General features: G+C 61.6%; 13 protein-coding genes. 4 read left to right on the top strand and 9 right to left on the bottom strand.

The features are described from left to right. Positions 1-12: 12 nt before the first annotated feature. From C8C89_RS09175 to C8C89_RS09215, 9 genes are all read right to left on the bottom strand, one after another. Complete coding sequence (locus C8C89_RS09175; RefSeq protein WP_133989512.1) at positions 13-1,467, bottom strand: UbiA family prenyltransferase; 1,455 nt, start codon at positions 1,465-1,467, stop codon at positions 13-15. Between the two features lie 99 nt (positions 1,468-1,566). Continuing rightward, positions 1,567-4,734 carry a glycosyltransferase gene (locus tag C8C89_RS09180; protein ID WP_133989514.1) on the bottom strand — a complete coding sequence of 1,056 codons (3,168 nt, stop codon included), beginning with the start codon at positions 4,732-4,734 and terminating at the stop codon, positions 1,567-1,569. 6 nt (positions 4,735-4,740) lie between these two features. Continuing rightward, positions 4,741-6,075: an FkbM family methyltransferase gene (locus tag C8C89_RS09185; RefSeq protein WP_133989516.1), complete on the bottom strand. Its 1,335-nt coding sequence runs from the start codon at positions 6,073-6,075 to the stop codon at positions 4,741-4,743. After that, complete coding sequence (locus C8C89_RS09190) at positions 6,072-7,295, bottom strand: ABC transporter ATP-binding protein (RefSeq protein WP_101482583.1); 1,224 nt, start codon at positions 7,293-7,295, stop codon at positions 6,072-6,074. The genes C8C89_RS09185 and C8C89_RS09190 overlap by 4 nt, the downstream gene beginning before the upstream one ends. After that, on the bottom strand, positions 7,295-8,095 hold the full coding sequence (locus tag C8C89_RS09195; RefSeq protein ID WP_133989518.1) for an ABC transporter permease: 801 nt from the start codon (positions 8,093-8,095) through the stop codon (positions 7,295-7,297). The genes C8C89_RS09190 and C8C89_RS09195 overlap by 1 nt, the downstream gene beginning before the upstream one ends. A 164-nt stretch (positions 8,096-8,259) precedes the next feature. After that, positions 8,260-9,006 carry a Crp/Fnr family transcriptional regulator gene (locus C8C89_RS09200; protein ID WP_133989521.1) on the bottom strand — a complete coding sequence of 249 codons (747 nt, stop codon included), beginning with the start codon at positions 9,004-9,006 and terminating at the stop codon, positions 8,260-8,262. Positions 9,007-9,060: 54 nt separating this feature from the next. Beyond that, positions 9,061-9,390, bottom strand: coding sequence for a VanZ family protein (locus C8C89_RS09205; protein ID WP_133989523.1), 330 nt, complete (start codon positions 9,388-9,390; stop codon positions 9,061-9,063). Positions 9,391-9,433: 43 nt separating this feature from the next. Beyond that, positions 9,434-10,660, bottom strand: coding sequence for a tetratricopeptide repeat protein (locus C8C89_RS09210; protein ID WP_133989525.1), 1,227 nt, complete (start codon positions 10,658-10,660; stop codon positions 9,434-9,436). Then, entirely contained in the window at positions 10,657-12,594 is a 1,938-nt protein-coding gene (locus C8C89_RS09215; protein WP_243857949.1) for an adenylate/guanylate cyclase domain-containing protein, read from the bottom strand. The genes C8C89_RS09210 and C8C89_RS09215 overlap by 4 nt, the downstream gene beginning before the upstream one ends. A 197-nt stretch (positions 12,595-12,791) precedes the next feature. On the opposite strand from C8C89_RS09215, the gene C8C89_RS09220 reads away from it, so the two are divergent. The 4 genes from C8C89_RS09220 to C8C89_RS09235 all read left to right on the top strand — a co-directional run bounded on the left by C8C89_RS09220 (position 12,792) and on the right by C8C89_RS09235 (position 19,775). Continuing rightward, positions 12,792-14,198: a FecR family protein gene (locus C8C89_RS09220; RefSeq protein WP_133989527.1), complete on the top strand. Its 1,407-nt coding sequence runs from the start codon at positions 12,792-12,794 to the stop codon at positions 14,196-14,198. A 441-nt stretch (positions 14,199-14,639) separates the two neighbouring features. Continuing rightward, positions 14,640-16,337: a DUF4214 domain-containing protein gene (locus C8C89_RS09225; protein WP_133989529.1), complete on the top strand. Its 1,698-nt coding sequence runs from the start codon at positions 14,640-14,642 to the stop codon at positions 16,335-16,337. 274 nt (positions 16,338-16,611) lie between these two features. Continuing rightward, positions 16,612-18,414, top strand: coding sequence for a type I secretion system permease/ATPase (locus C8C89_RS09230; RefSeq protein WP_133989531.1), 1,803 nt, complete (start codon positions 16,612-16,614; stop codon positions 18,412-18,414). 11 nt (positions 18,415-18,425) lie between these two features. After that, on the top strand, positions 18,426-19,775 hold the full coding sequence (locus tag C8C89_RS09235; protein WP_243857950.1) for an HlyD family type I secretion periplasmic adaptor subunit: 1,350 nt from the start codon (positions 18,426-18,428) through the stop codon (positions 19,773-19,775).

A 19,775-nucleotide genomic window follows, 5' to 3' on the forward strand; every position in this document is an offset into this window, starting at 1 on the left:
TGAGTGAGGAGGTCAGAATGCGGCGCCGGCAACGAACAGTATGCACAGGCCGATCACGACCAGTGAGACCGCATCCTTGCTGACATACAGGACCGGGTCTTCATTGACCTGGCCGCGAAAGCCCAGCGTCCACAGGCGGCCCAGCCAGTACACCAGCAGGGGTACGACAGCCAGCAGCCAGTGCTGGCTGGGGTACAGTTTTTGCACGTTCGGCGAATTGATATACAGCATGAAGATCAGCACCGATAACATGCCGCTATTGATGCCCATGGCGCCTATGGCGGGCTTGTCGGCCACCGAGTAGCCGCGGCCGCTGGTTTTATCCTTGCCCTGGCGCTTCAGATTGAACAGTTCGCTATATCGTTTCAGCAGCGCCAGGGACAGAAAGAGGAAGAAGGAAAATGCCAGTAGCCAGAACGACGGTTCAATCTGCGTTGCGGCAGCACCGCCCAGGATGCGGACCGTGTACAGCAGTGCCAGTGTGACGATGTCGATCATCAGCAAGCGCTTCAGCACGAAGGAATAGGAAAGCGTGGCGACGAAATACACCAGCACCACGGCCAGCAGCAGCGGATTGAAGGTGGCGCACAGTAGTATCGCGGCCAGCGCCAGCAGCGGGCTGCTGATCATCGCCAGCGCCAATGGCAGCGTGCCGGCGGCAATCGGGCGCTTGCATTTGGTCGGATGCAGGCGGTCGTCGTGGGCATCGAGCGCATCGTTGAGCAGATAGGCGCTGGATGCACACAGCGAAAACGCGACAAAGGCCAGCAGCGATTGCAAGAATGTGGGCAGGTCCAGCGCATGGCCGGCCAGCATCGGCAGAAATACCAGCAGGTTTTTCAGCCATTGGCGCGGCCGCATGGCTTTCAGCAGCGCGCGCATGACCGGCTTGCGCGGGGTGCCCATGTGCGTCGTGGCGGTGCCGCCGCCCAGAGCGAACGGTTTCATGGTGACGCTGTAGGCTTGGCGGCTGGCTTGCCAGACCGGCACGTCGACGGGCGAGTTGCCGATGTAATCGAAGCCGCGCGGACCGTAGCGTGCCGTCAGCGCGTCGGCCTTGTTGTGCGAGGTCAGGTTGACGCCTTCGTCGTCGGTCGCCATCACGTCGTCGAACAGGCCGGTATGGCTTGCGATCTGCTCAGCGAAGCGGCGCTGCGAACCCGTGGCCAGCACCAGTCGGCGGCCGGCTTGGCGCTGTTCGGCCAGCGTGGCCAGCAAGCCCTGGTCGTAAGGCAGCGTGGCAGGATCAAATGCGATATGCAGTGCCAGTTGCTGCTTGAAGCCGGACTTGCCACGCAGCAGCCAGAACGGCAGGCGCCAGATTTTCCAGAAATGCTGCTTCATGAATAGCAGCATGGCTTCCCACAGCAAGTCGGAATAAATCAGTGTGCCGTCCAGGTCTACCACCAGCGGCGGGGAGGTGGCGGAACTGGTGGCGGGAAGGGTGCTTGATTCGTTTGAGGACATGTGGCTTTGCAATGAGCGCCGGCCTGGCGGAGATGCCAGGAGCCGAACGCTTATATTGTTAAATGAGAAAGTATAATCGCAATTGGCTGCACCATAGCGCTAGTGCGTGGTATCGCTGCCGCCTGGCAACTCCTTATACCATTGCTGCTGCAGCACCACGTCCAGCATTTGCTGGGCGCTGTCGTTCCAGGTCAGCCAGGGCAAGGCGCGTGAATCCGGCGCCGTGCCTGCTTGTAGTGCAGCAAGCCACTGGTGCAGGGTGGCCGCCAGTTCGGCCGGTGTCGCCGCCGTAAAATAGCTGGCATGTCCCTGCGCCACTTCGCGGAACACGGGCAAGTCGCGCGCCAGGATGGGAATGCCTTGCTGTGCGGCTTCGATCAGCGGCAGGCCAAAACCTTCACCCTCGGACGCCGCCAGCAGGCCGGAGGCTTCCTTGTACAGGCGCTGCAACATTTCGTCGGACACGCCGGGCAGCCAGAACAGATGTTGTTCGCGCTGGGGATGCTGCTTCAGGCGCTGCGCCAGGGCGTCGACCATCCAGCCTTCCTTGCCGACGATCACCAGATTGACTTGCTCGCCCTGTTCCCACAGCAGGTCGAAGGCGGCCAGGGCCAGGGCGTGTCCCTTGCGCGGTTCGAGCGTGCCGACCATCAGCACGCTGGGGCGCGCCGCCACGCTGGCAAACACGTGGTCGGCATTCGGCGGCAGGCCAAAGCTGGGCTTGCTGGCATCGATGTCGGCGCCCAGATGGAAATAGCCGAGCTGCAGCGGCGCGCGGCGGAGCTGCGGGCGCGTTGCCGTCCAGGCCGCCAACTCGTCGGCCACGGCGCGCGAAATGCAGATAATGCCATTGGCGGCGTGCGTCACGGTGTCCAGGTAAATGCCGAAATAATCCTCGGTGCCGTGCGGGAACCATTCCGGCCGCAGCATCGGCAAAATGTCATACACCACGAAATACACGGCGATGCCGCGCTTGCGCATGTCGAGCAATAACTGGCGATTCTGCGACGTGCCATTGGTAAACAGGTCGAGTCCGAGGAAGATATCGCCGTGGCGGGCCTCGATCGGCGCATCCTCCATTTGCAGCTCGCTGACGCCGAGCAGCTCCAGCATGAAGCGGCGCGCATAGCGATATGGGCGATTGCCGCCATTGCCATACACGGGCTCGACGCGGTAACCGGGCGGCGGCTGATCGATCAAAACTTGCAACACGCTGCGCACCACGCGCTGGATGCCCGTTTTCAAGTCGGTATCCATCAGCGCGGAGACGTCGACGAAAAGCTGTCGCGGCGCCGTCGGTGCTTGATTGTAGGCAATCGCCCGGGCGGCGGACAGCAGCTCCGCCGGGCCCGGCGCAGGCGTGGCCACGCGCGCCAGCGCCAGGGTCAGCGCGCGGTAGCGGCTGCGCGTATGCTGCGTGGCAAAATGTTCTATCGCCTCGTGGTAGCAATGTGCGGCGGCGGCCGGCGAATGGTCGCTACGTATCAGTCCGGCGGCGGCTTCGCCCAGGCGCTGGCGCAGGGCGGGATCGCCGTGCAGCAGCGTCAGCGCAGCGCTCAGCTCGGCCACGCTACAGGCGTCCGGCAGCTTTAACAGTGCGCTGTCGGGCAGCTCGGCGCCGGCGCCGTGGGCATTGATGATAGTCGGCGCGCCGTAGAGCATGCAGTCGAGGATGGCGGCCGAGGTTTCGCCGCGCGTCATGCTGCGCAACTGGACCGCGATGTCGGTAGCGGCGGCGTAGTCCGCATACTGCTCGGCGCTGACGAAACCGGTGATGCCGATGCGTTCGCGGGCGGGGCTGCTGGCGATCTGCCGTTCGATATCGTAGCCGTAATCGGTGCTGGCGTTCTGCCCCACGAACAGCAGGCGGCAATGCGCGTCGCTGCCCAGCGGCGACGCTTCGAAAGCGGCGATCAATTCCGCATTGAGTTTGGTCGCCCCCAGCATGCCGAAAGTTGATACGACGAAGTCGTTCGGGCCCAGCCCCAGGCGGCTGCGCGCCGCAGCGCGGCGTTCGGCAGTGCTGGCGCCTATCTGTTGTGCCAGCGGACGGCGCGGCAGCGGCGCCGTGCGCCATTGGGCAGGGTAGTCGGCGCCATACCAGCGTGCCGCCAGTTGGCAGGCGAATGCGGAATGGACGATGACGCCGGCGGCCTGGTCGAGTACCGCCTTGTTGGTTGGAAAGGCCCAGATCGTATCGTTGCGTCCCAGGCGCTGCTGTTCCAGCAAGCCCTTGTAGCCGTGCGACTGGTACAGCGCCTGGAAAAAGGCGCTGTCCTGATAGCCGCCGCGCTCCATCTGGTCGACCACGCCCGACAGATAAAAGTCATGCAGGATCACCACGCCCGGATGCCGCTGCAGCATGTCGAACATGTAGCGATGCATGTGATTGTTGCCGAAGTGGTAGACGATACGGTCGAATTCGTGGGCGTGCTCGTCGAACCAGGTGGGGGTGCGCAGCGGGAAGTTGGCACTCAGGGCCATGTCACTGATACTGTCCTGTTCCGCAATCAGTTCGATGTCATAGTATTGCGCCAGCGCCGGAATGACATCGGCGCTGTAGTCGGCGATGCCGGAGCGTTCCGGTGGCAGTGGCGACAGGTAGGCCAGGCGCGGCCGGCGCGGGGCAGCTTCGGCAGGCGAGGGTTGTGCGGCGACGGCGTCAAACAACTGCCATAGCTGTGGCGTGGCGGGCAGCACTGCAAGCTGCTGCGGCTGCTTGTCGCAAGCCGTCTGCAAGCGCTGGGCCAGTGCCGGCGTGGCTGCGAGCAGCAAGTCGGCTGTGCGCAAACTGGTCTGCAGGCGCTGCCAGGATTCGAGCTGCGCCGCATTGGCGTTCTTCGGTGCGGCCAGCAGCGTGTCCGATTCCAGGCTGAAGACGGTCCGCAGGCCGGCCAGCGGACGCGCCGCGCACACCGGCGTGCCGCTGTCGGACTCGAACAGGGCTGGTGTATAGACCAGGTCGGGGGCCAGCCCAAGCAGGAAATTGTCGCGCACCAGTTCGGCTGCGCGGCGCTGCCACGGCGTGGCATCTTTCGTCAGCGGCACATCGTAAGTACGCACCTGTCCGGAGGGCAACAGGCCGCTGAACGCGGCGCGCAATTGTTCCAGCTGGTCAGGCTGGCCTGCCTGCAGCACGATCCAGACTTCGTGCGTGCCGGCACTGCGGGCCAGTTCCTGCGCCTGGGCCAGCGCTTGCGCTGCCGGGCTGGATGGAAGGGTATGGCTGCCGTCCTGGCAGGCTTGCAAATCGATGACGAGACGCATAATGAATTATCGTGAAGAAGAGTGCATGGCCGAGGCCAAGTCGGCCAGCACGGCGCGCACCGACAGCGGCAGTGCTGCCAGTTCGGCTGGAACGGCCAGATGGGCAGCCTGGGTCGGTACTTTTGCTTGCGGCGAGGCCTGCTGGCGGCTGATTTGCATCAAGCGCTCTGTGACAGCGGGGAAACGCTTCTTGAGCGGCATCAGCAAGCGCCGCGCTTTTTCATTGCTGCTGATGCGGCGCAGCACCAGGCGGGCGCCGTTACGGCTGCGCGCATACAGCTTGCGCGGCAGTTGCGTCACGTGGCGCAGGGACAGTATGGCGCGCCAGGTCAAGCTCGTTTCGATCTGCACCAAACGCTGTTGCAGGCCGTTGGCCCACTGTTCCATTTGCTGGTAGGCGGCGACACGGGCCTTCAGCTGCTCCGCTTCGCGTTCGCTTGTCTCCAGGCGCTGCTGCGCCTGTGACAGCACGCTCTCGAGCGTATTGACGGCCTGGCCAAGCGACGCTATGGCGCTGCCCGCGCTGAGCTGTGCCTGGATTGCCGCGGCCGCTTGCTGCTCGGCTTGCGAGCGCAGCGCCACCGCCTCGGCTGTTGCAAGCTGGGCCTGCTGCGCCACCGTGGTAATGCGGGTATTTTCCTTCCAGGCCGCGTCCAGGTGATAGCTGATGAAGTCATCGAAGACATTGGCCTGCAGATTGAGCACGTTGAGCAGGGCGCGCTGTTCGTCGGCCACGTAATAGCGGTTCAAGCCATCGAAATAAGCGTAATGGTAAGCGTGGTCGGTGACCAGTGCCTCCCAGTCGGCGTGGTTGCTCACGCGGCTGCCGGGCAGGGTCGCCTCGATCACCAGCACCCACGGACGCCAGCGTTGCAGGTCGAAGCCGCGCAGCACTTCGCCCTCGAAGCCTTCGACATCGATTTTCAGGAAATGAATGGTGCCGCGCACGTGTTCGGCGCAGATATCGCTGAGGGTGCGCAGCGGCACCACCGTTTCCACCACGGCGTAGCCTTCGGCGATATGCTCGCGCGCCACGGCGCTGTCGGTCGAGGCCCAGCCGTTCATGGCCGGCACATCGAACAGCGTGATCTCGCCGGCTGCGGCACCGGCCGCCACGGCCAGGTTGATGTCGCGCGGACGCTGCTGCTCGAACACCTGGTGGTAGGACGGCATCGGCTCGATGTTGATGCCGCTCCAGCCATGGTCATAAAAGGCCTTGGTCACGGAGTGCAGCACCGGGTCGTTGGCGCCAACGTCGATGTAAAAGCCGTTCTTGACGTGCTGCAGGGCGCGCCACAGCAGCACGTCTTCGAAGTTTTGAGCGTAGGTGAGGAAGGTCATAGGTGGACGATATTGACAGTAGGGTCTATCCAGGCCGTACCTTCGAAGTGCGGCCGGTGCATGTTCATCACGGTAAATACCAGCGCCAAGTCGCGCCATTCATAGTTGTTGACCAGGTGCGTGTCGGTGCTGACGATGGCGGTCGAGACCGAATACGTGCCCGGCCCCAGGTTCATCGCGAACGCGAAGCAATAGCGCAGCCGCGCGCCGGCCTTGACCTCTTCGAGCGGCATCTGCTTGAGGTGGGTATTCGTGCCATACATGGCCTGGCCCAAACGGTCCTTGATCATATAGCCCAGCACCATGCGCGGGATATCGGCATGCGCCTGCACCGTCACTTCCAGCGTCACGGTGCTGCCGACGTCCACCACTTCGACGCGCGCGCCATGCTCGTCGAGCAGGGCGATATCGGCCACGCTGGCCTCGCCAGTGCCGGAAATGGTCTGCACCTTGCCGTCGGCCCGTTCATTGACGCGCACGGTCTGGTTCTCGCGCTCGGCGATCATGGCGTTGTAATAATCCATGATCTCTTCCGGCTTGCCCACGCGCGCCAGCCGTCCGCCATCGAGCAGGATGGCGCGGTCGCATACCGACTGGATGGCTTGCTTGTCGTGCGACACCAGCAGCAGCGTGGTGCCCAGGCGCCGGTACTGACGGATGCGCTCAAAGCTCTTGTGCTGAAAATACGTATCGCCGACCGACAAGGCCTCGTCCACGATCAAAATATCGGGACGGCGCGCGGTGGCCACGGAAAACGCCACCCGCATTTGCATGCCGCTGGAATAGACCCGCACCGGCTGGTCGATATAGTCGCCGATCTCGGCGAAGGCCTCGATCTCCGGCATCAAGCGGGTGATCTCGTCGACCGACATGCCCAGGAGCTGGCCGGCCATGTAGACGTTCTGGCGACCGGTAAAGTCCGGATGAAAACCCATGCCCAGTTCCAGCAGCGCCGCCACGCGGCCCTGCATCGTCACGCTGCCGGTGGTCGGCTGGGTGGTGCCGGTAATGAGTTTCAGCAGCGTGCTCTTGCCGGCGCCGTTGATGCCGATCAGGCCGACGGCTTCACCCGGCGCAACGTGGAAATTAATGTCTTGCAAAATCCACTTGAGCTGGTGGCGTGGGCCGCGAAACGGCAGCAGCCATTCGGCCAGGCGCGACCAGCGCGTGGGATATTGCTTGTAGGCCTTGCCCAGGTGACTGACTGTTATCGAGCCCATCAGAGTTCATCCACCATTTCTCCGGCACGTTTGCGGAATAATTGCATGCCCAGCACGCACAGCAGCACGGCGCAGATGGCGGCCGGCAGCAGGCTGCCCCAATCGGGCGCCTGGCCTGTCACCAGTATCGTCTGGTAAGCCTGGGTGATCGCGGCCATCGGATTCCAGGCCAGGTACTGGCGCATTTCCGGCGGCAGGATAGACGCCGGATACACGATAGGCGTCAGCCAGAACCAGAACTGGATGAAGATCGCAAAAAACTGGCCGACGTCGCGGAAGAATACATTGAGCACGCCCAGCACCATGCCCAGGCCGATGGCAAACAGGATCTGCAGCAGCAGCACGGGCGCTACGGCAATGAAAATCCAGCCTGGAAATTGACCCGAGAAAATCAGGAACAGGACGAACAGGGCGAAGATGATGACAAAGTTGAGGCTGGCATTGAGGACCACGATGACGGGCAGGCAAATGCGCGGAAAACTGATTTTCTTGAGCAGATTGGCGTGCTCCAGGAACATGTTTTGGGCGCGCGTGACGATCTCGGAAAACAGGCCCCAGGTCAGGATGCCGGCGCACAAATAGATGCTGTAGCCAAATTCAGAGGTGACGCCGGGCAGTCTGCTATGCATTACCTGGGAGAAGATCAGGGTGTACACCAGGATCAGAGCCAGTGGGCTCAGTACGGTCCAGGCCGCCCCCAGCATCGCTTGACGGTATTTGGACTGGAATTCACGCTTTACGCTGCCGATGACGAAGCCGCGATACGACCACAGGGCCCGCAGCATCGTGCTGGGAATCATGCCCAGCCCCGCAGCCGGCTGGACGGCAATGCCGCTAAAACTGTCACCATGGAGAAAATTGCGCTACCGTTACGGCAGGCAGCACCCTAGAATTGATAAGAGCGGAATTATACCGTACCCACCCCAGGGCCCGGATACCGGAGCAATACCTTCTTGCAAAGAAATTACCCTCCTTGCACCAGTTTTTTCAGGGCTTCGGGGTCTTTGATGAAGAGTCGGTGCGCCTCTTTTTGCACGATGCCTTGCTGTACCAGCATCAGCAGCGCGCGGGTGACCGTTTCGCGGCTGGTGTTGATCATGTTGGCAATGTCCTGGTGGGTAGGCAGGTTTTCCACCACGATGCCGTCCGGCTGCGTCGTCTGCATCAGTGCCAGGTAGGCATAGATGCGCCTGGCCGTGTTGCTGATACTCAGCAGCGCGCGAAATTCCGAGTCGCGCTGGATTTTTTGCGCCAGGTATTTCAGCATCTGCTTGGCCACCGATGGCGAATGCGAAAACAGGTGCATCGCGGTCGGCGCCGGCAGGAAGGCCACCAGCACCGGGCTCATCGCCAGCACCGAGGCGGAACGCGTCGAATTGTTGATCAGGGCGATTTCGCCGAAAAAGTCGCCCGGCTCCAGCATGCGCAGGCCGACCGCGCGCCCGTCTTCGGTCACGTCGATGACTTGCAGCTGGCCCGACAGCAGGAACAGCAGGCCATCGCCGCTGCCACCCTTGTGCAACACCACTTCGCGCCTGGCATAGTGGCGGATGCGCACCTCGCTCTTGACGAGGGTGATTTCGTCCTCGCTGAGTTCGGCCAGCAGCGGGATCTTGCGCAGGTGAATTTGAATGTGGCGCTGTTCTTCCGGCGCAGCAGTGCCGCTTGCTTCATTGTTCAGTGCGTTTGCATCCAGCTTCCGAAGTGTCATAGGTGTCGTGTCAGGTATCAAAGGGGCGGCGCAGGCGCAAGGCGCCATGCCGCATTACGCGAACAGGCTGCTGCATGCGACGACGATAGCCACCAGGGCAATGCCGGCCGTGTTCGCCAGTATGTCTTTCCAGCAGAAGGCGCGGGTCGGTACCAGCGCCTGCAGGCATTCGATGAGCCAGCCGGCGATCAGCAGGCCCAGCAGCCACAGCGCCGTTTCGCCCGGTCCACTGGCGATGCGCGCGGCAATCGCGCTGAGCAGGGCGAAGCCGGCGAAGTGCATCAGTTTATCGTTAGGCAAAGGCGGCAGCCAGCGGTTCGGCACCAGGCAGCCTGCCGACATGGCAGCAGCGATGGCGATGAACAGCATCAATTCCCAGTGCATTGCATTCCAGATCAAAAGATTGAACAGGCCTGATTGTATACGTTCAAGGACTTTGCCACTGGTAGCTCAATTGCAGTTGCCGGTTGTTGTACTGGAATAGTGAAATATCCTTATTGTTGCGCACGAAGCGCGCTTCCAGTTGCAGGGCCTGATTTTTGCCGAGCGGATAGATCAGCGTGCCGCGCATGACGTGGGTAGCCTGGTGCCGCACTTCATTGATCATGCCCGGCGCGTAGGGTAGTTCGCTGTCCCACTTTTGGTAGACGTACGCCATCTCGCCGATGCAACTGGCCCACAGCAGGCGGCGCGCCAGCAGGTTCAGCGCCATGCCGCGGCGGTCGCCGCCCGGCCGGTCGCTGACCGCACGGTCCTGCACATAAGCGAGGCTGGCGTTGCCGTACAAATCGTCTTTGCGGTAGCTGAGCTGGCCGCGCAGCTCGAAGGTGTTGGCGTCGAAGTTGGCCAATGTTACGTGTTGGATATGCGTGATGCCGCCCATCAGCGTGAACTGCAGGCTGTCGGGCAGCGGCAGCGGCGGGACGATGCGGGCCTGCAACTGGGCCTGGCGCTGGTACAGGCTGCCGCCCAGGGTAGTGAGGCCGAGCATGGCCGTGCTGCGGGCGGTCCAGCGCCCGAGGCGGTAGGGCGACTCCACGCCCAAGTACAGCGAAGTGCTGTCGTACTGCCGCAGTGTATCGTTGCGGCGGCTCTGGAACTGGGCGAAGCCGATGCTGCCGTTGGGCGTGATTTCGCGCATGTAGTCGGCGCCAAGCAAGCTGTACTGGTCGGACTTGGGCAGGAAATCGGTCAGCAACATCAACTCGCCCTGCACATTGGAGTAATAGGGGTTCGTTGCGCCCTGGTTAACATTCTGGTCGAAGCCGCGCCCGAAGATGAACGACGACGAGGATAGCGCCGGCCTGCCGTGGCAGCCGGTACGGCGTTCCGTGGTGATCAGTTCGATGATGCCGGGCGGCGGACTGAAGCGCAGTTCGATCTCCAAAAACAGGCGTTCTGCTTCGCTGATATTGCCCATGCTGCACTGGATCAGCGCGATTTCAAGCATGGCGCCGGCGTGCATCGGCTCTTCGTCGATGGCACGTTGGAATTGCTTCAATGCATCATTCTTGCGTCCCTCGGACAGCGATTGCAGCGCTTCCTGATACGGATCGGAGTGGGCCGGCGGCGGCTCCTGCGCGACTGCAGGGACGGCAAGCAGCATGCAAAACAAGGCCAGGACGGACGGCAGTACGCCGCGCCGAAGGCTCATGCTGCGTCGTCCATGCTGTTGCTACTGCTGGCAGGCGTGATGCCTTGGGTAATACGGGGGGCAGGGGGTATGGGAAGGGCAGGTGCCATGCTCAAATCAAGAGTGTATAAGGTAATTGGTTTTTCTTTGCCACGCAATATGCGTTCACCCAGCACGATGAAACGGTGGCGCCGTGCGCGCTCGACCGTGCCGGTGCCGATGATGATGTCATGGCTGAAGTCGCGCGCCGCCTGTTCCAGGCGCGAGGCGGTGTTGACGCTGTCGCCGACCGCGGTATAAATGCTGCGAAATGAAGTGCCAAAATCGCCGGCCATGGCCCGTCCGCTTTCGATGCCGATGCGCACCCGCAGGGGCGGGTGTCCGTTGAGGCAGCGTTCGGCGCTCAGGCCTGCCACGCGGCGCAGGATCTCGTGCGCCGCGTCCAGCGCCAGGTCGGCGTGGTGTTCGATCGGCAAGGGTGCGCCCCAGAATGCTACCAGGCCATCGCCGGTGTATTTGTCCAGCGTGCCTTGCTGGTCGATCACGGGAGCGGTCAGGCAATCGAGAAAGTCGCGCGTCAGCCGGGCCGCTTCCTCCACCGGCAGCGATTCGACGTGGGTGGTGTAGCCTTCCATGTCGGCAATCAGGGTGGTCACGTCAAGCAGGCGCGGTTTGAGCGGGTCCTTCACATCGCTGCGCATGAGCTGCTCGACCACTTTCGGCGCCACGTAGAGTCGCAGGGTATCGAGCAGGTAGCGTGATTTGCGCTGGCTCAGCTGCCAATGGTAGGGGACGGCAAACGTCAGCAGGAACAGATTCGTGGCGAGCGGCCCGGTGGTTGAAAAGTCCGGGTCGTGGGGGCTGATGACATACGCGAGCGCCAGCCACAGCACGGATGCGCCGCCCAGCAAGCCGACGCTCCAGGTTGCCGACAGGCGCGGGAAGGCGTAACTGGCGCCCAGCGTGACGATAATGGCAAACAGGACGCCCAGCAGGCGACCGGGCCAGGGCGTCGGCGCCAGTCCTGCTTGCTGGTCCAGCAAGGTGGAGAGCGCGGCGGCCTGTACCCCGAGGCCGGGGCGGTCGCCATGGAAGGGGGTGATGACGCGGTCGCCTATGCCCAGCGAGGAGGAACCCACCAGTACCAGGCGGCCGGCGGCGCTGGCCGGATCGATCGCCTGGTCGAGGATGTCGGCCGCCGACACCACGGTGTAGGCGCTCCAGTCGCGCTTGTAGGCTACGCGCATCAGGCCGGTGTTCGGCAGCGCCAGTGCGCCGCCGCCCTGGCAGCAGTTGACGATGGCCAGCGCCAGTGCGGGGTAGTGCTGGCCTTCCAGGGTGGTCATCAGCGGCACGCGGCGCAGTGCGCCGTCGGCGTCCGGAATGAAGCCGATATTGCCGACGTGGCGAGCCTGTGCCAGGCCTGGATGGTTGGCGATGTAGCCGGCAGCCTGCACCTGGCCGCCGGGGTAGCGGGTGCTGGCGCCGGCTGGCTGGCCGTCGCGCACCGGCTCGGGACGGCCAAAGTTGTAATCGAACATCTGCGCCAGCACCAGCGGGCCGTGCTGGGCCAGAAGTGCCAGGCGCTGGTCGCCCTGGCCCTCCGAAGGTTTGGGCAGGACGATATCGAGCGCCACTGCGCGCGCACTGTAATGTGTCAACAAGGTTTCGACCAGTTCGGCCAGTCGGTCGCGCGGCCAGGGCCATGGCCCCAGCTTGGCCAGGCTGGCCTCATCGATATCGACCACCAATATGCGCGGCTCTGGCGCCTTGCTGGCCTGCAGGCGCACGAAAAAATCGCGCACCCATTCATTGGCAAACACGGAGGCGCTGGGTGTGCTGCCCCATTGCGCCCAGATCGTCAGCAGGATGGCCAGCAGGGCGATGGCCGAGCGGACCAGGCCTGGGCGGGCGGTGCGTCTTATGGCAGGGGAAGGTGGGCGGGGATCGAGCACGTCTGGCCGGGAAAGTGCGGGTACACTTGCAGTGAATAAATAGTAAGTATATCGTGTTGTGTCCGCTGCCACATAGCAGTTGCAGCAGTTGATACAAATTGTAACTGCGGGCACAGGCCTGGGGAATTCGATAAAATGTGATCCTCATCACTGATCTAATTCCCGGCAGGCTGGATAATGGGGAAAATGGAGAACTCATGTTGCGTAAATTGTTAGTTACAGCCAGCATTGCGCTTTGCGCGCAGCTAGCCCACGCCGCGGAAGCGGGCAAGATCATCTTTGTTGCCGGGATGGCGCAGGTGGTGGACCGCCCGGCGCTGCAGGACGCTGCCGTGCAGGAAGGCGAGCTGCTGACGACCGGTGCGGATGGCTTTATCTATATCAAGACGCTCGACAATGGCCTGTTCATCCTGCGCCCGAATACCCGGGCGCGCATCGTGACTTACCATATCGACGCCAAGACCCCCGAGAACACCCGCATCAAGCTGGAGTTGCTGAGCGGCGTTGCGCGCAGCAAGTCGGGCGACGCCGTCAAGCTGGCGCGCCAGAACTTCCGTTTCAACACGCCGGTGGCCGCGATTGGCGTGCGCGGCACCGACTTCACGGTCTTTACCGACCAGGATACCTCGCGCGTGGCCGTCATTTCCGGCGGCATCGTGGTCAGTGGTTTTGCCGGCGCCTGCAGCCGGGAAGGCGCCGGCCCTTGCGAGGGGATGGCCAGCCGCGAATTGTCGGCCAGCCAGCGCGGCCTGCTGCTGCAGATTCAGCGCGGCCAGGGTGCGCCGCAATTGATGTCGAGTGCTAATGTTGGCCCCGACAACATTGCTCCACCGCGCAGCGATGAACCGCTGGCCAAGAGCGGCGGCATGACGAATGCGCCTGCCGCCATCGTGGTCGAGCCGAACCTGGATGCGAAGAAAAATGAAAGCCTGGCCCAGGCTGTGGTCCCCCGCGTGCCGCAGGAGCCTGTGCCCCCCGTCGTGACGCCGCCACCGGTGGTCGACCCGGGCCACAAGCCTGATCCAGTGCTGCCGCCAGTGCTGCCACCCGTGGTGCCGCCCGTGATCGTGCCGCAAAAGGATAGCGGCATCCTGTGGGGGCGCTGGCAGAGCGTCGGGCCTTCCCCCACGATGATCGACTTGACCGAGGAGCGCAGTCGCTCGGAACTGCTGGCCGTGAAAGGCAATTTCGCCCTGTTCCGCACGCCCGGCAAGGAGTACGTGGCGCGCGAAAATGGCAGCGTGGGGTTCAGCATGGCCGCCAGCGATGCATATGTGTATACCGACTACGGCTATGGCAACCGGACGACGGCCACCGCCAGCCTGTCAAATGGCCGCCTGGACGTGAATTTCGGCAGCAAGACTTTTGCCACCTCCTTCGATTTGACCAGCAAGGATGAATCGTTCAAGTTCCAGGCGCAGGGCGCACTGTCGGCCGATGGCCGCCTGTACGGCGAGAATGCAAACGGCCGCGCCGGCCATATGAATGTCGATGGTGTATTGAGCAATGAAAAGGGCGGTACCGCCGCGTATATCTTTGACGGGCGCATCGATGCCCGCCGAACCATTAATGGCGGGACATCTTGGCGCATTAAAAATCAATAGGCAGCATACGGCTGCATTAATATGCATGCCGCGCATGTGAACCGAACCCCGAAAGTTGGACGCCAACTTTCGGGGTTTTTCATTGCGGGGTGTTTTATGTTGCGGCTCACGCACTTGCCCCTCCATGCATGGGCGGCGCATGGCTGAGTGTTTCCCTGGGGCATGGCACGTCACCAGCTGATTTTCCCCTGATGTATTCGCAACATTTTTGATTACTCAATAATTGCATTAATATTAATAATTTTCCTTGCTACTGATATTGCCAATAGTAATATCGAAAAAAACCAATGTTTTAGAGAAATTTATTTTCATTTTGTGATCGTGGTCACATTAATGCGCATTGCCTTCTGTCATGATGCGGAACGTTGGGCTGCAAGACACAGTGTGTGGCTGCAGAATCGATTTACTTAATGATCTTTTTGATCTACTCAGGAGCAATACATGGCAACTTATACCGATGCAATCCAAAAGCTGTACGTCGCTTACTTCACCCGTCCTGCTGATGCAGCTGGCCTGGCTTACTGGGAAGGCGTAGTTGCTGCAGCTAAGGGCGATACCTCGGCTGTTTCCGCCGCATTCGCAGCGTCGACCGAATACCAGACCGAATACGCTCAAATCACCACCGGCGGCGTGATCTCGAAGATCTACGCTAACCTGTTTGGCCACGCTCCTGATGATGCTGGCCTGGCATACTGGATCGACGCAATCAACAACAAGGTATTCACCATCGACCAAGCCGTGACCAAAATCGCTGCCGGCGCTCAAGGTACCGATAAAGTTGCTTACGACAGCAAAGTACTGGTCGCTACCAGCTTCACCGCTGCACTGGACACCGATGCTGAAAAAGCTGGCTACAGCGGCAAAGGCGCGAACGATGCTGCCAAGACCTTCCTGAAAGGCATCACTGACGCCGATGGCGCAACCGCTGCGATCGTACCAGCTGCCCTGGATGCGCAAGTTTCCAAAGTAGTCAAAGCTGGCGTTCCATTCACCGTCACTGGCGCCCTGGCCTCGCTGGATGCTGCGCACGCTGCCGTGGATGCTTTCCTGGTTACCGCCGATGGCGACAACGATGCCAAGACTTCCACCGACAGCGCTACGCTGAATACGAATGCTCTCACGGCACTGAACAATCTGGATGCTAAAATCGGTGGTTCTTCTTACGCCGCTGCGTCCGACGTCTTGAAAGCAGCGCTGATGGCTGATCAAGTCGCAGCGAATAAAGCTGTACTGGATGCCGCGAAAACCAGCGTCAAGGCTGCTAGCGACGCTGTTGCTACCGTCGCAGGTCTGGGCCAGGCGATTGCAGCGTCTGCCGCTGCCGTTGCTGCCGACAAGGCTGCCACTGATGGCGTGACCGCCACTGATATCAAATTGGCAGGTGCTCTGGCATCGTACAATAAAGCTGTTGGTGGTACGCCAGTCACCGTCGCTGCTGACGGTCAAGTTACCGATCTGATCGAAGTTAAAGACGGCAAGCTGGTGCTGGCAACTGACATCACCGAAAAGACCAACCCAGGCATCACCGATCTGCTGAATGCAAGCATCGCCAAAGAAGCGGCTGATGTGGTTTCGACCGATGCAGCTGCCGCAAAACTGGCTGCTGCCGCTGCCGTTACTGCGCTGGATGCCGGCAACGCGAAGTCGGGTGCCCTGGCTACTGCAAACGATGCAGTGACAGCTGCCAACAAGACCATCACCGATCTGGCTACGCTGGTCACCAAGCTGGGTGCTGCCGATGCGCTGGTTGCCCAGTTGAAAGGCCTGACGGATGCTGTTGCTGATGCCGAGAACACCTTCGTGAGCCACGATTTTGTCAAGCCATTGACTTTGGGTGCCACCGCTCTTGCTACTGATGCAGCCGACATTTTTGTCGCAGGCAAGGTCGATAGCCAAATTACCGGTATGGACAAGAAAGACGTGCTGTTCGTCGGCACCGACTACCAGCTGAACACCGGCAAATTGCCTGCAGGCAACAATGCAGTTCTGGAAATCTTCCTGGAGCAAACTGGTAAAAACACCGTCGTCACGGTGGAAACCAAGGCATACGGTTCCGAAACAGCTGATGTCATCCACATCACCCTGGTAGGTGTGAACTCGACCGACGTGCACTTCGCAAACGGCATCGTCACTGTATAAGTGATGCCGTAGGCGAGCAGCGGCCGGCCCTGCCGGCTTGCTGATCCCTGAACCCCGCTACCGCAAGGTGGCGGGGTTTTTTGTCTTCCAGAGGCGACATTTCGATTGCTCATGGGTAAAATTTGTGATGTGCATCACAAATTTTTGTGTTTTTGAGCGATAATGGCAATGCTCAATAATCTAAGGCCAGCCAAGCTGGGCTGCCAGGCTGCCGGACATGATTGGGTACTTCGAGCCGATGGCTCGTATCTTACCGCTGACCTGCCACGATAAAATGACCAATAAAATTTCCCACGCCAAGACCGAACTCGCGAGTGTGCTGCAGGGTTTCAAGAGCACCTTCATGACGATCGGCGTCTTCAGTGCCATCAGCAACCTGCTGATGCTTGTTCCATCGCTGTACATGCTGCAGGTCTATGACCGCGTGCTGGGCAGCCGCAACGAAATCACCCTGCTCATGCTCACCCTGCTGATGCTGGGGGCGTATCTGTTTGTGGCCGGCCTGGAGCTGGTGCGCAGCTTTATCCTGGTACGCGTCGGTGCCATGTTCGACATGCAGCTCAACAAGCGCGTCTACACGGCGGCCTTCGAGCAGAATTTGAAGCAGATAGGCGCCAATGCCGGCCAGTCGCTGTCTGACCTGACCAGCGTGCGCCAGTTCCTGACCGGCAACGCCCTGTTCGCCTTCTTCGATGCGCCCTGGTTCCCCGTCTACCTGATCGTTATTTTCTTCTTTGAACCCCAGCTGGGTGTCTTCGCCCTGTGTGGCACGGCGATTCTGGTAGTGCTGGCCTATGTTAACGAACGCGTCACCAAGGCCCCGCTCGCGGCTGCTAACAGCATGGCGATCGAGGCCGGCACCCTGGCCACCAACAACTTGCGCAACGCCGAAGTGATCGAGTCGATGGGCATGCTGCCCAATTTGATGGGGCGCTGGTACAAGCTGCACTCAAAATTCCTGAAGTTGCAAGCCGAGGCCAGCGAGAAGGCCAGCAAGATCCAGGCGACCACCAAATTCGTGCAGACTTCCTTGCAGTCGCTGGTGCTGGGCTTCGGCGCACTGCTGGTACTTGAAAATAAAATTACGGCCGGCATGATGATTGCCGCCTCCATCCTGATGGGGCGCGCGCTGGCACCGGTGCAGCAAGTGATTGGCGTGTGGAAGAGCTTCAGCAGCACCCGCAGCGCCTATGATCGCCTGACCAGCCTGCTGAACGACAACCCTGCACGCGATGCGGGCATGCCCTTGCCCAAGCCGAGCGGCGCCCTGAGCGTGGAAGGCGTGACTGCCGCGCCACCAGGCACCCGCAATGCAGTGATCCGGAATATTAACTTTGCGATCATGCCGGGCGACGTGCTGGGCGTCATCGGCGCCAGCGGCTCGGGCAAGTCGACACTGGCGCGCCTGCTGGTGGGCGTGTGGCCGGCGGGGCTGGGCAAGGTGCGTCTCGATGGCGCCGATATCTATCAGTGGAACAAGGCCGAACTGGGCCCTTACATGGGCTATCTGCCGCAGGATATTGAATTGTTCGGTGGCACGGTGAGCGAAAATATCGCCCGCTTCGGTGACATCGATCCTGAAAAAGTGGTGCTCGCGGCCCAGCGCGCGGGCGTCCACGACATGATTTTGCACCTGCCGGAAGGGTATGACACCCGTTTGGGCGACGGCGGCGCCGGCCTGTCCGGCGGGCAGAAGCAGCGTTTGGGACTGGCGCGCGCGATGTATGGCGATCCGTCCGTGATCGTGCTCGACGAGCCCAACTCGAATCTGGATGAAGTGGGCGAACAAGCCCTGGTGAAAGCCATTGCCGACCTGCGGGCCCGCGGCAAGACCATCATCATGATTACCCACCGTACCAACATCATCGGCGCCACCACCAAGCTGTTGCTGTTGCGTGAAGGCGAGGTGCAGATGTTCGGCCCCACCGACAAGGTGCTGGCGGCATTGACGGAGCAGGCGCAGAAGGCAGCGCTGGCGCAGCAGGAGGCGGCCCACCGGCATGCGGCGCAACTGGCTGCAGCGCAACTGGCTGCCACGCAGGCGGCGGCAGAAGTAACGACGGAACAGGATCAATAATGCGCAATTTGATGAAACAACAAACAGAGGCGGCCGAGGTCGTCACGCATGAAGTCACGCCGGTCACGGTGGATACCGATGCCAGGAGCTACACCAGATTCGGCTGGTTCCTGGTGCTGTTCGGCTTTGGCGGTTTCATGCTGTGGGCCTTGTTTGCACCGCTCGACAAGGGCGTGCCCCTGTCTGGCGTGGTGGCGAGCGAATCGAACCGCCAGGCGGTGCAGCATTTGTCCGGCGGCACGGTGCGCGAGATCCTGGTGCATGAAGGTTCGGTGGTGAAGGCGGGCCAGGTGCTGGTGCGCATGAATCCGGTGACGGCGCAGTCGCAGACGGACATCTCGCGCGGCCAGTATCTGACGGCGCGCGCCACCGAGGCGCGCCTGGTCGCCGAACGCGACGGCGCCAAGCAGCCTGCTTTTTCGGCCGAATTGCTGGCCAAGAAGGACGATCCGCGGGTCATGGAAGTGATGGGTTTGCAGCGTCAGTTGTTCAGCTCGCGCCAGTCTTCGCTGCAAAATGAGCTGGGCGCGTTCGACCAGACCGTCGCCGGCTTGACGCTGCAGCTGGCCGGCATCAAGGAATCTCTTGCAAACAAGAAGCTTCAGCTGGGCATGTTGACGGAGCAGCTGGCCGGCATGCGCGACCTGGCCAAGGAAGGCTATGTGGCCCGCAACCGCTTGCTCGAACTCGAGCGTACCTACGCCCAGGTGAATGCTTCCGTGTCGGACGATCTCGGCCAGATCGGCCGCGTACAGCACCAGATCATCGAGTACGGCTTGCGCCGCAGCCAGCGCATACAGGATTATCAAAAAGAAGTGCGCACCACCCTCTCCGACGTGCAGAGGGAAGCGGAAGCGCTGGCCAGCCGCATGGATGCGCAGGAATATGAATTGGCCAATGCGGATGTCAAGGCGCCGGTCGATGGCATCGTGGTCGGTCTGAATGTATTCACCAACGGCGGCGTCGTGCCCTCGGGCTTTCGCATGATGGATATCGTGCCTAGCGGCGCCCCCCTGGTCGTCGAGGGGCAATTGCCGGTCAACCTGGTGGACCGGGTGCATGCCGGCTTGCCGGTGGAGCTGATATTCTCGGCCTTTAATACCAACCGCACGCCGCATATTCCGGGACAGGTAGTCAACGTCGCCGCCGACCGGACAGTCGACGAGCGCACCGGCTTTGCCTACTATAAAGTGCGCGTCAAGGTGACGCCCGCAGGTGCGGTGCTGATCGCCAAGCATAAGCTGGCCATTCAGTCCGGCATGCCGGTGGAGCTGTTCGTCAAGACGGGCGAACGCACGATGATGAACTATCTGTTGAAGCCTGTCTTCGACCGGTCGAAGTCGTCGCTGAGCGAGGAATAA

This window comes from Janthinobacterium sp. 75 (assembly GCF_004365495.1).
In the GTDB taxonomy this organism is placed as follows: Bacteria; Pseudomonadota; Gammaproteobacteria; order Burkholderiales; family Burkholderiaceae_D; genus Janthinobacterium.